This window comes from Novosphingobium album (ex Hu et al. 2023), assembly GCF_022832385.1.
Lineage (GTDB): Bacteria > Pseudomonadota > Alphaproteobacteria > Sphingomonadales > Sphingomonadaceae > Novosphingobium > Novosphingobium album.
In genome coordinates this window covers 277259-288106 of the sequence record NZ_JALHLE010000007.1, presented here as the reverse complement: position 1 = coordinate 288106, position 10848 = coordinate 277259, and the positions used below count along the sequence as shown (strand labels likewise).

The 10848-nt window shown below is 64.1% G+C and carries 13 protein-coding genes; 7 read left to right on the top strand and 6 right to left on the bottom strand.

Annotated elements, in window-relative coordinates; translation table 11 throughout:
- The 3 genes from argC to MTR64_RS07270 all read right to left on the bottom strand — a co-directional run.
- Positions 1-730 (bottom strand): N-acetyl-gamma-glutamyl-phosphate reductase (gene argC / locus MTR64_RS07280; protein ID WP_243992315.1); only part of this gene is annotated, 730 nt, incomplete at its 3' end.
- On the bottom strand, positions 730-1131 hold the full coding sequence (locus MTR64_RS07275) for an SH3 domain-containing protein (protein ID WP_243992313.1): 402 nt from the start codon (positions 1129-1131) through the stop codon (positions 730-732). The genes argC and MTR64_RS07275, both read right to left, overlap by 1 nt.
- A 15-nt stretch (positions 1132-1146) precedes the next feature.
- On the bottom strand, positions 1147-2541 hold the full coding sequence (locus MTR64_RS07270; RefSeq protein WP_243992311.1) for a leucyl aminopeptidase family protein: 1395 nt from the start codon (positions 2539-2541) through the stop codon (positions 1147-1149).
- Between the two features lie 145 nt (positions 2542-2686).
- On the opposite strand from MTR64_RS07270, the gene MTR64_RS07265 reads away from it, so the two are divergent.
- The 3 genes from MTR64_RS07265 to MTR64_RS07255 all read left to right on the top strand — a co-directional run bounded on the left by MTR64_RS07265 (position 2687) and on the right by MTR64_RS07255 (position 5480).
- On the top strand, positions 2687-3433 hold the full coding sequence (locus MTR64_RS07265; RefSeq protein ID WP_243992308.1) for a DUF3298 and DUF4163 domain-containing protein: 747 nt from the start codon (positions 2687-2689) through the stop codon (positions 3431-3433).
- A 52-nt stretch (positions 3434-3485) separates the two neighbouring features.
- A complete protein-coding gene (gene map / locus MTR64_RS07260; protein WP_243992306.1) occupies positions 3486-4316 on the top strand; it encodes a type I methionyl aminopeptidase in 831 nt (276 codons plus the stop codon).
- 114 nt (positions 4317-4430) lie between these two features.
- On the top strand, positions 4431-5480 hold the full coding sequence (locus MTR64_RS07255) for a hypothetical protein (RefSeq protein WP_243992304.1): 1050 nt from the start codon (positions 4431-4433) through the stop codon (positions 5478-5480).
- A gap of 48 nt (positions 5481-5528) precedes the next feature.
- On the opposite strand, the gene aroC is transcribed toward MTR64_RS07255, so the two are convergent.
- On the bottom strand, positions 5529-6596 hold the full coding sequence (gene aroC, locus MTR64_RS07250) for a chorismate synthase (RefSeq protein WP_243992302.1): 1068 nt from the start codon (positions 6594-6596) through the stop codon (positions 5529-5531).
- 120 nt (positions 6597-6716) lie between these two features.
- Between aroC and MTR64_RS07245 the strand changes: the two genes are divergently transcribed.
- From MTR64_RS07245 to MTR64_RS07230, 4 genes are read left to right on the top strand one after another with little or no spacing between them, the layout of a single operon-like run.
- Positions 6717-7079 (top strand): antibiotic biosynthesis monooxygenase, encoded by a 363-nt coding sequence (locus MTR64_RS07245; RefSeq protein ID WP_327194254.1) that lies wholly within the window; start codon positions 6717-6719, stop codon positions 7077-7079.
- Entirely contained in the window at positions 7076-7423 is a 348-nt protein-coding gene (locus tag MTR64_RS07240; protein WP_243992300.1) for an arsenate reductase, read from the top strand. Before MTR64_RS07245 ends, MTR64_RS07240 begins: the two co-directional genes overlap by 4 nt.
- On the top strand, positions 7420-8019 hold the full coding sequence (gene pnuC, locus MTR64_RS07235) for a nicotinamide riboside transporter PnuC (protein ID WP_243992299.1): 600 nt from the start codon (positions 7420-7422) through the stop codon (positions 8017-8019). The genes MTR64_RS07240 and pnuC overlap by 4 nt, the downstream gene beginning before the upstream one ends.
- On the top strand, positions 8016-8522 hold the full coding sequence (locus MTR64_RS07230) for an AAA family ATPase (protein WP_243992297.1): 507 nt from the start codon (positions 8016-8018) through the stop codon (positions 8520-8522). Before pnuC ends, MTR64_RS07230 begins: the two co-directional genes overlap by 4 nt.
- Here the strand turns inward: MTR64_RS07230 and MTR64_RS07225 are convergent.
- Positions 8506-9555, bottom strand: coding sequence for a hypothetical protein (locus tag MTR64_RS07225; RefSeq protein ID WP_243992294.1), 1050 nt, complete (start codon positions 9553-9555; stop codon positions 8506-8508). The two genes, MTR64_RS07230 and MTR64_RS07225, sit on opposite strands and share 17 nt — an antisense overlap.
- 66 nt (positions 9556-9621) lie before the next feature.
- Positions 9622-10836 (bottom strand): hypothetical protein, encoded by a 1215-nt coding sequence (locus MTR64_RS07220; RefSeq protein ID WP_243992292.1) that lies wholly within the window; start codon positions 10834-10836, stop codon positions 9622-9624.
- Positions 10837-10848 lie beyond the last annotated feature (12 nt).

The window sequence follows — 10848 nt, the reverse complement described above, 5'->3', positions numbered from 1 at the left end:
GCTTGTCGCTTTCCACCGTCACGATCGGGCTGGCGCCGTAATAGGCGGTCAGTGCCGCGCGCAGTTCGGAGGGGCTGGCTGCCTTGCCCATCATCGACAGGTGCAACGGCACTTCCACCATCATGCCCCGGTGCGCGGGTACCACGGCGGGGGCGAAGACGGGGGCATGGTCGATGCCGGCGTGCGCCAGCATCTCGGGCACGTGCTTGTGTCCCATGGCCAGGCCGTAAGCACGGTAGGCGATGTCCCGATCGTCCTCGAACCGCGCGATCAGGGCCTTGCCGCCACCGGAATAGCCCGATACCGCGTGACACACATAGGGCCAGGTCGAAGGCAGCAACCCGCCTTTCACCAGCGGCGCCAGCAGGGCGATGAAGCCGGTGGGATAACAGCCCGGATTGCTGACGAAGCGGGCGGCGGCGACAGCCTCGCGGCCAGTCACTTCGGGAAAACCGTAAGTCCAGCCCGGCGCGACGCGGTGGGCGGACGAGGCATCGATTACCCGCGTGCGATCGTTGCGGATCATGCCGACGGCAGCCTTCGCGGCATCGTCGGGCAGGCACAGGATCACGAAATCGGCATCGTTGAGCGCCTCGGCACGCGCAGCATCGTCCTTTCGCCGCTCGTCGTCGAGAATCACGAGTTCGAATTCGCCGCGGCCCGAGAGCCGGTCGGCGATTTCCAGGCCGGTGGTGCCTGCGGCTCCGTCGATGAAAACGCTTGCGGCCATCACGTCACCGCTTGAAGCTGGTCGAGCGCGACGTAGCCGACCTGACCATCTTCGCCAAGCTGGCCCCAGGCCCAGTTACCGGCGATGTCGAGCACGTTGAAGATGCTGCCCTTGGGCAGGTCCATTACTAATTCGCCATCGGCCCGACTTGCCGTGCGCAGGATGGCACCATCCTTGATCGTGTGCGGCATCGGCACCGCGTAGTGCGGCACGAAGTACCGCCCCGCGAGCTTGATATGCGCCAGATCGCCGCGCACCGGGAGACAGCCGGGATCCGCCGTTACGCTCGGCCCGGTCATGGCCAGCATGCCCTCAACCGTGAAGGGGCGGGTATAGGAATCGTCGGCGGCCAACGTCGGTGCGTCTCCAAAGGCAAAGATGGGCGCGCTTAGCCGGGTCATGGCCGGATCGCAAGTTTAGCCGCCTGTTTGGCCATAGCGCGTGCTCAACATGTGCCACGCGGCGCGAAGGCCCAGCGCGGCGCCGCCCTTGGGGCGGCCCGGCTTGGCTGCGGGTCGCCAGGCGAAAGTGTCAAAGTGCGCCCAGTCGATGCCCTTGGGCACGAATTTGTCGAGGAACAGGGCCGCTGTACTGGCGCCGGCAAAGCCGCCGGTGCCAGCGTTGTTGATGTCCGCAACATCGGATTTCAGGTATTCGCGGTACCCATCGTGGAGAGGCAGGCGCCAGCAGGCGTCGTCGGCGGCCTTGCCTGCGCTCAGCAGGGCATCGGCCGTCGCATCCTCGCGTGTGAACAGGGCCGGAAGGTCGGGCCCCACCGCTACGCGTGCAGCCCCCGTCAGGGTGGCGAAGTCGATGATCAGTTCGGGTTCGCTCTCGCCTGCGCGGGCCAGCGCGTCAGCCAGGATCAGGCGGCCCTCGGCGTCGGTATTGCCGATCTCAACCGAAATGCCCGCGCGGCTTTTCAGAATGTCGCCGGGACGGAAGCTGTTGCCGGATACGGCATTTTCCACCGCGGGAACAAGGAGATGCAGCCGCACCGGCAGCTGTTCCTGCATGATCAGCCGGGCAAGGGCGAGGGCGTGGGCAGCGCCGCCCATGTCCTTCTTCATAAGCAGCATGCCCGATGAGGGCTTGATGTCGAGCCCGCCCGAATCGAAGCAAACGCCCTTGCCGATGATTGCGATCCGGGGATGCTTGGGATCGCCCCATTCAAGCTCGATCATGCGCGGGGCGTGGCTGCGTGCGGCGGCGCGACCGACCGCGTGCACCATCGGGAACTCGCGTTCGAGCATGTCGCCGCGCGTCACGCGGATTTCGGACCGGAAGGCCTTGTGCAGGCTTTCCGCCTCCGCCTCGAGCTGGGCAGGCCCCATGTCCTCCGCCGGCGTGTTGACGAGGTCGCGTACCAGCATCACCGCTTCGGCCTCGGCCGTGATTGCCTCGATGGCTTTTGGTTCACCGGTCAGGAGAATGCGGGGACCTTCCTCGTCGGGCTCGGACAGGTAGCGGTCGAATCGGTACTGGCCGGTAATCCAGCCGAACATCGCCGGGCCAGGTTCACCGCCCACGCGGCGGTAGGTTCCGGCGGGCAGCTTCTCTGCCAGCTTGGCCATGCACCAGCTTGAAAGATCGGCGGTGTTCGCGACGCCCGAAACGACGGCCCAGTCCTCCCCGTCGGGGATGATCGCGAAGTCGTAGCCATCCGCCGCGAATTTGTGGGCGGACAGCGCGGCACGCTGCGCGGGGGGGCGGTCCTTGAGGAAGGCTTCCAGCCCGTCCTTGTCGACGAGGTGGATGGCAATGGCTTTCTGGCCGCGATCAGGCTGGATCAATGCATTCTTGTCGCTCATGCGTGTATTCTCTAGCCTTGCCGCGAGCGCGAACGCGAGAGGAATTTTGATGCGGCGGAATGGTTGGGCATTGGCGATACTGTTGGCTGCGGGTGGGTGCACGGGCGGACAGGACGCTTCCGTGCCAGCGGACGGTAGCACCAGCATGGCGGCCGCCTCCGTCGAATTGCCCGAAGCCACAGAGGAACCGAGCGCGGAGCCGTCCGAAATGCCGACGGAAACTGGACGTACGGTAGACGCGTCGAATGATCTTTATGAATTCGCCTTCTCCTACCCGGATGCCGCGGGGGCCATTCCCCGCCTCAAGGACCTGTTCGACACCCGGATCTATCAGGAGCGCGAGAAGCTTGCCTCGTCTTCGAGTGACGACCAGAAGGCAGCGAAGAAGGAAGGGTTTCCTTTTCACCAGCACAGCTACGGGGCGAAGTGGCAGGTGGTGACCGACCTGCCCGGCTGGCTGTCGCTCTCGGCGGAACTCTACAGCTTTTCCGGGGGCGCGCACGGCATGAGCAATTTCGATTCGCTGCTCTGGGATCGCCGCGCGGAGGCCGTGCGCAAGCCGCGCGATCTGTTCACCAGCACCGATTCACTGCGCAATGCGATCCGTGAACCATTCTGCGACGCGCTCGATAAGGAGCGCGAGACTCGGCGCGGCGAACCGGTTCAGCGCGACAGCGGGCAGATCTTCACCGAATGCATCGATCCGGTGGCGCAGACGCTGATCGTGGGATCGTCCAACGGCCAGACGTTTGATCGCATCGGCATTCTGGTCGCGCCTTACGAGGCCGGGCCTTATGCGGAAGGGACATACGAGGTGACATTGCCGGTGACGGGCAAGATTATGGCGACTCTCAAGCCGCAGTACCGAAACAGTTTTTCGGTGGGTCAGTAAGCTTTCCGCCGCCCATCTCGCAATTCGTTCGCAGCAGCGCTATATGGGCGCCATGAGTGAATACCAGATTGTCGAACCCGGAAATGAAACCGTCCTGCGCGACGGCACGATCAAGCTGCACGGTCCCGAAGCTTTCGAGGGCATGCGCAAGGCCGGGCGCCTTGCCGCCGAAATTCTCGACGAAATCGCGCCGATGGTGCAGCCAGGAGTCAGCACCGCCGCCATCGACGACAAGGTTCGCGAACTGACGCTGGACGGCGGAGCGGTGCCGGCGACGCTGGGCTATCGCGGCTATGCACATTCGTCCTGCATCTCCATCAACCACGTCGTGTGTCATGGCATTCCTTCGGAAAAGACGCTGAAGGAAGGTGACATCCTCAATATCGACGTGACCCCGCTGCTCGACGGCTGGCATGGCGATTCAAGCCGCATGTACTTTGCAGGCGAGCCTTCGCTGAAGGCGCGCCGTCTGGTCGATGTGACCTATGAATGCCTTATGATCGGCATCGAACAGGCCAAGCCGGGCAACCGCATCGGTGACATCGGCGCTGCCATTCAGGCCTATGCCGAAGCGAACCGTTTCGGCGTGGTGCGCGAATTCTGCGGCCATGGCCTTGGCCGCCTGTTCCACGACGCGCCCGAAGTGGTCCACGCCGGCCGTCCGGGCACCGGACCGCTGATCAAGCCGGGCATGTTCTTTACCATCGAGCCGATGATCAACCTCGGCAAGCCGCCGGTGAAGCTCCTCAATGACGGCTGGACGGCGGTAACCCGCGACAAGTCGCTCTCGGCGCAGTTCGAGCATTCGATCGGCATCACAGAGGACGGCTGCGAGATTTTCACGACCAGTCCCAAGGGCCTGCACAAGCCCCCTTACGCCTGAGGTCTGTCGCTGCGGGCAATCGGGATATCGCCCCCGCGCTTGCGTCGGGGCGTGACCTCGAGCGCGAGGCATGACAGCTTCCCTCCCATAACGAAATGGAGAGGGAGAACGACGGTGGCGGAGACTCTGGCGGACCTGTCTGGCGGCATCCCGAGCGAACGCGAATATGTGCTCGATGCGCGTCCAGAGGACGGCGTGCGCGATGCAGTGAACGTGTGGATCGAGGAGGAAAACGGCCTCTTCGCGATGCGTGTAGGTGTCGAGGCAGTGGCAGAGCAATGGGACCGGCACGAAATGTGGCTGGACATCGCCTTTGCCGACGGCCGCCTCTATTCGCGGCGCGGCGATGGCGAGACGCGGAGTGCGATCGGCCCTGCAGGCAAGCCCACGGTGCGGGCCACCGGGCCGATGCGATTTGAATGTGTCGAGCAGTTTCGCCGCTGGACCGTGCGCTTCGAAGGACCTGTGGCCGAGACGAGCGCGCAGGAGATCCTCGAAAATCCCGACTTCGAAGAGAAGAAGTGGGTCGACGTGTCGTTCGACATCGACATGGAAATGGCCGCGATTCCCTGGCAGCCGGGCACGATGACGCCTGAGGCTGCGGCGGCGATGGGCGGCAAGCAGGGCGATTTCATGAGCCCGCGTTACGAGCAGCTGTTCCATTGCACGGGCACTTTGACCATCGGTGGCGAGCACCACACCTTCAAGGCCAATGGCCTGCGCATCCGCCGCACCGGTTTCCGCGCCTTCGCGGGCTTCACCGGGCATTGCTGGATGTCTGCCGTCTTCCCCGATGGGCGCGCCTTCGGTCTCAACGCCTATCCGCCGCGCGACGATGGCGAGCCGACTTACGAGGAAGCCTGGGTGATCGGCAGCGACGGTCGCCGCGTCGGTGCGCGCCCGGTGGAGCTGCCCTGGCTGCGCAAGCTGGTGACGGGCGGCGAGCCGGTGCCGCTGGTGCTGGAAACGCTGGAGGGCGAACGCATTGCCATCGACGGCGTCACCTTCACCAACACGCGCTCGCGCGGCGGCCACGTGCTTCCGCCGGACTGGCCCAAGGACTGGCCGATCGTCCAGCAGAGCCATGCGTTCTATACTTGGGACGGCATGCGCACGACGGGCATGATCGAGCGATCGAGCAAGCCCAGCGTGATGGATTTGTAGAAATGACGTGATCCCAGTGCAGGCTGGGATGATGGAAGCCTGACTGACTTACCCGCACTGTCCCCGGTGGAGCAGCTTTTGGTCGGCCAGAACCAGCGCCATCATCGCCTCGACCACCGGTACGCCACGAATGCCCACGCAGGGGTCGTGGCGGCCCTTGGTGAACAATTCGGTCGCCTCGCCGTCGCGGGTGATCGTCGGCTGCGGGGTCAGGATCGAGCTGGTCGGCTTGAAGGCCACGCGCACCACTACCGGCTGGCCGGTCGAGATGCCACCTGCGATGCCGCCCGCATGGTTGGCATCGAACAGCGGTCCATCGGTGCCGGGGCGCATCGGATCGGCGTTCTGTTCGCCGGTCAGGCGCGCGGCGGCGAAGCCGTCTCCGATCTCCACGCCCTTGACCGCATTGATTCCCATCATCGCGGCGGCAAGGTCGGCATCGAGCTTGCCGTAGAGCGGCGCGCCCCAGCCTGCGGGCAGGCCGGTCGCCACGCACTCGACCACCGCGCCGACCGAGGAGCCGGACTTGCGGGCATTATCGACGATCGCTTCCCAGCGCGCAGCAGCGGCGGCGTCGGGGCTGAAGAACGGGTTGTTGCCGATCTCGGCCGCATCGAAGTTCGCCATGTCGATCGCGTCGCCGCCGATCTCGGAGACATAGGCGAGGATCGTCACTTCCGGGATCACCAGCCGCGCCACGCCGCCCGCCGCCACGCGGCTGGCGGTTTCGCGCGCGGAACTGCGCCCGCCGCCGCGATAGTCCCGGAAACCGTACTTGGTGTCATAGGCATAGTCGGCATGACCAGGGCGATAGGCCTTGGCGACATCTGAATAGTCCTTGGAGCGCTGGTCGACGTTCTCAATCATCAGGCTGATCGGTGTGCCCGTCGTCTTGCCCTCGAACACACCCGAGAGGATGCGGACCTGATCCGGCTCCTGCCGCTGGGTGGTGAATTTCGACTGGCCCGGGCGGCGCGCGTCGAGGAACGGCTGGAGCGCGCCCTCGTTGATGGCAAGACCCGGTGGGCACCCGTCGACGACGGCGCCGATCGCGGGCCCGTGGCTTTCGCCCCAGGTGGTGAAACGGAAAAGGCGGCCGAAGCTGTTCACGCTCATGCCTCGCGCTTTGTCGCGCGTTGCTCGGTTTGTCCAGCGTCCTGCGGTTCGAATGCGCGGGCTGGGACACCGCGTGGACGAAAATTGCGTGTCTGATGCAGAGTTGATGATGGGTTCAGCTTGTCGAACGGCCTGCCCGCGGGCAAAGTTCCGATCATGTACATGAATGTATTCCGGAGCCGCAAAAGGGCAGACATGGACGCTGCGGCCTATCTGGCCGATGCAGCGCGCATGGCGGAACTGGCGCGCGCGCAGCCGGGTTTCGTTTCATACAAGAGTTTCACGGCCGAAGATGGGGAAACCGTTACCATCTCGGAATGGGCCAGCGAAGCCGATGCGCGCGCCTGGGCAGGTCATTTTGAACACAGGGCTGTTCAAAATCGCGGAAGAAGCGAATATTACGACTGCTACACCGTTTATTCGTGCGACCAGCCCGATGTGCGCCGGTACACGAGAGGCAGTGCTTCAGGGGGGCTGGCATGACACTCGGATTTTACGGAATTCCGAACTGCGATACTGTTAAAAAGGCGCGCAAGTGGCTGGAAGCACAAGGCATCGATTACACCTTCCACGACTACAAGAAGGAAGGGGCCGATCCTGCCAGACTGGAAAGCTGGGTTGCGGCGGCCGGTTGGGAAAAGGTGCTCAACCGTGCTGGCACTACCTTTCGCAAGCTGCCTGAAGAGGACAAGGCCGGTCTCGATGCTGCGAAGGCCGTGACGGTCATGCAGGCCCATCCCAGCACCATCAAGCGGCCCGTGGTGGAATATCCGGGCGGCCTGCTGGTGGGCTTCAAGGAAGCCGAGTGGGAGGCCGCACTGGCATGAACCCCGAAACTCTCGCAATGCTCGAATGGGTCGCGGCCTGTTTCGGCGTGATCAACATTGCCCTGCTGATCTGGCGCACGGTGTGGAACTACCCGTTCGGCATGATCATGGTGGCGCTGTACATCTTCGTGTTCTGGGAAAAGCGGCTCTATGCCGAGGCCGGGCTGCAGGTGTTCTTTTTCATGGCACAAGGCTGGGGCTGGTGGCTTTGGCTCAAGGTCGACGGCAAGGACAGCCGGGTGCCGGTGCGCTGGCTCGATAACATGAGCCGCGCGGTCTGGGTAACGGCGACGCTCGCGGTGAGCCTGAATCTGGGCTGGGTGATGCACCGCTTCACCGATGCGGTCATGCCCTTTGCCGATTCGGCGATCGCCGGGGCCAGCGTTTCCGCGCAGATCCTGCTGGCGTTCCGGCGGATCGAGAACTGGATCCTGTGGATCGCGATCGATATCGCCGCGATCCTGCTTTACATCAACCGCGGGCTGAACCCCACGGCAGGGCTCTATGGCGGGATGCTGGTGATGTCTCTGCTCGGCCTCAAGGAATGGATGCAGGCGGCCAAGGACAACCCGGAAGCCAAGCTCATGACCGCATGAAGACTGTCTGCCTGCACGGACCCGAAAGCACGGGCAAGACGGTGCTCGCCGGCAAACTGGGATATCCCTGGGTTCCCGAATACGGCCGCGCCTACTGCGAGCAACGCGGTACCAGTCTCGAGATGGTGGACCTGTTAGCCATAGCCGAAGGGCAGGCGGCGGAGAACCGCAAGGCGATGGTGACCGAGCTTCCGCTTCTGGTGCTGGATACTGATCAGCTCATGACGGCAGCCTGGGCGCAGATGCTGTTCGGCGAAGTGCCGGAGGCGCTCATGGCCTATCCCAAGGCGGACCTTTACCTGCTGTTCGCGCCCGATGTGCCGTGGTTCGACGATGGCACCCGCTTCTTCGGCGAGTACGAAAAACGGTCGCGCTTCGCAGATCTGGCCGAGGAGATGCTGACCCGTGCCGGCGTGCCCTACGTGCGCATTTGTGGCGATTGGGAGCAGCGCGAGCGGCTGGCGCGCGAGGCCATTGGCGAACTGTTCAGCTTCGCGCCCTGATCCATTCGCCCATGGGGGCCACCGGCAGCCCGACGTCGAGTAGACCGAGCACGCCTGCACGTGCGGCCTTGATCTGCGGAACGGCGGATACCGCGGGCAGCGCGGTCATGATGTCCCAGTCGTGGTTTTTCCAGTGTTCGGCGGGAATCAGTCGCATGCGCATGTCGATGCTGGGTTCGCCCTGCACTGTAAGGCGGTACTGGTCGTCGTCGATGTCCCAGCCTTCGGCGAGCGTCTTGGTGAGATACCAGATCACCGTGATGTTGACAGCGGTTTTGCCGTTCACCTTGCCGTTCCAGCCGCCGCGCAGCGCCGCGTTGGTGCCTTTCTCCATGCAGAACCAGCCGAGATCGACTTTTTCGGCGGCGGTGGCGTATTCACAGAAGAATTCGATTTCGTCGAAGGCGAGACCCAGCGCTGCGCCGATCCGTTCTACGGCATCACGGAACAAGATGAGCCAGGCCTCCGCGCGGCCCATCAGTTCCCCGGTTGCGCCGCCCGGTTCGCCCATGCCGAGGAAGCTCCAGGTCTCCACCGATTCATAGACCGAGCAGTCGGCCGATTCGGTGATCGAGACGCTTTCGACGTCGCGGCAGATAGCGGTCATGCTGGCCATCACCGAGTTGATCCAGCCGGGATTGATACCGGTGATGTAGAGCGAGCTGTTGCCTTTCGCGCAGGCGGCTTCCAGGCGGTCCTTCACTTCGCCGCGAATACCGCCCAGATTGAGGAAGAGGTTGGTGGATACCACATCCAGCCCGCTTTCGAGCAGCCGGATAGCCTGCTCCAGATCCGCTTCGAACGGGGTGTAGAGCACCGTGTCTGCACCCAGCGCGATTAGTGTCTCGATGTCGTTGGTCGCCGTGATCCCGGTTTTCGGACGCCCGCACAGGTCGCCTGCGTCCTGCCCTTTCTTGTCTTCGGACCAGGCATAGCACCCCGCCAGTTCAAGGCGCGGATCGTCGAGGATCGCCCGCAGCGCATGTTTGCCGACCTTGCCGGTGGTCCACTGGATGACGCGCAGCTTGTCCATTGTCTCTCTCCCTTTTGGAGAGAGTGTCATGCGAAGGCGGGCGAACCGGTAGTTCCCAGGCGGGTACTACCCCTCAACCGGCGCGCCGAACACGGCTGCAGCAAGGCCGAGCACAGTCAGCAGCACGAAGCCCAGGCAGCGCCGTTTCCGGCGTTTGGGCGCGCCGCCGACCCATGCGCGGATCGCGGCCAGTGCCGATTGCAGCGCGTAATAGAACGCAAAGGCCCGGCTGGCGTAGCTGATGATTTCGAAGACGTCGGCGAGCCAGGTCAGGGCAAGGCCGGTGCCGACAAGGCCGAGGTAGGTCAGTTTCGGGCTGATCCGCCCCTTGGTGAGTTCCGCGAACAGCCCGCCGGTGCCATTGGTATCGGCCACTGCCGCGCTGAATTGCGCGCTCAGCGCGGCGAGGATCAGCAGCGGGCCGAGCACGGCGGAAACCGAGCGCATCAGGTCGATGATCGCTGTCTCGTCGAGCGCGAAGGTTCCGCTTTCGAAGCTGACCGCGAGAAGTACGACATAGGCGAGGTAGATACCGGTCGCGATCCATTGCGAGAGCCGCATTGAGACCTGCCTCACGCCCGAGCTGTAATGGCTGCCGAGATAGCGGCTGGTCTCGAAACCCTGCACCGTGACGATCAGTCCGAACAGGAGCTGGATCGACCCGATCGGCCCCAATTTCATGCCGCTTTCCTTGAGATGGTGGCCATCCCATTCAACTCCGGCGTGAACGGCCAGCGCCGCGACCAGTGCGGCAATGACGATCAGCTTGATGGAGACGGTCGCCTGCTCCATCCGTTCGAGCAGGGAGAAGCCTTTGGTCAACCCCGCGATCAGGATTAGCATATAGGCCCCGGTGGTGATCTCGCGGCCGAGCAGTTCGGACGGCGCGCCGAAGATGCGCGCGGCGAAGGCGCCGAACAGGTTGAGGTAGTAGGCGACCGAGATCACGTAGGCGAAGGCGAGCGCCCAGCTTGAGAGCCATTCGATGCGGTCGGCCGTCACGGTGTCGAGATCGGGCTCGTCGATGCGCTCCATGTTGTAGCGGATCGCGGCGCCGAACAGGTAGCCGACGAGGCACAGCAGGGCCATCGCGAGAATGCCCCAGGTGCCGAACGAGTCGGTCAGGATCGGGCCGAGGATCAGGAACCCGCTGCCGATGATCGAAGCGAGCGGCGTTACGGTCGCCCGCCACAGCTTGGCACGCGCGACGCGGGGCCAGAACAGGAGCGCGGCCATGGCAAGACCGGCCACAGCCATGGCGATATCGATCATACCGTCCATGGCGTGACCCTT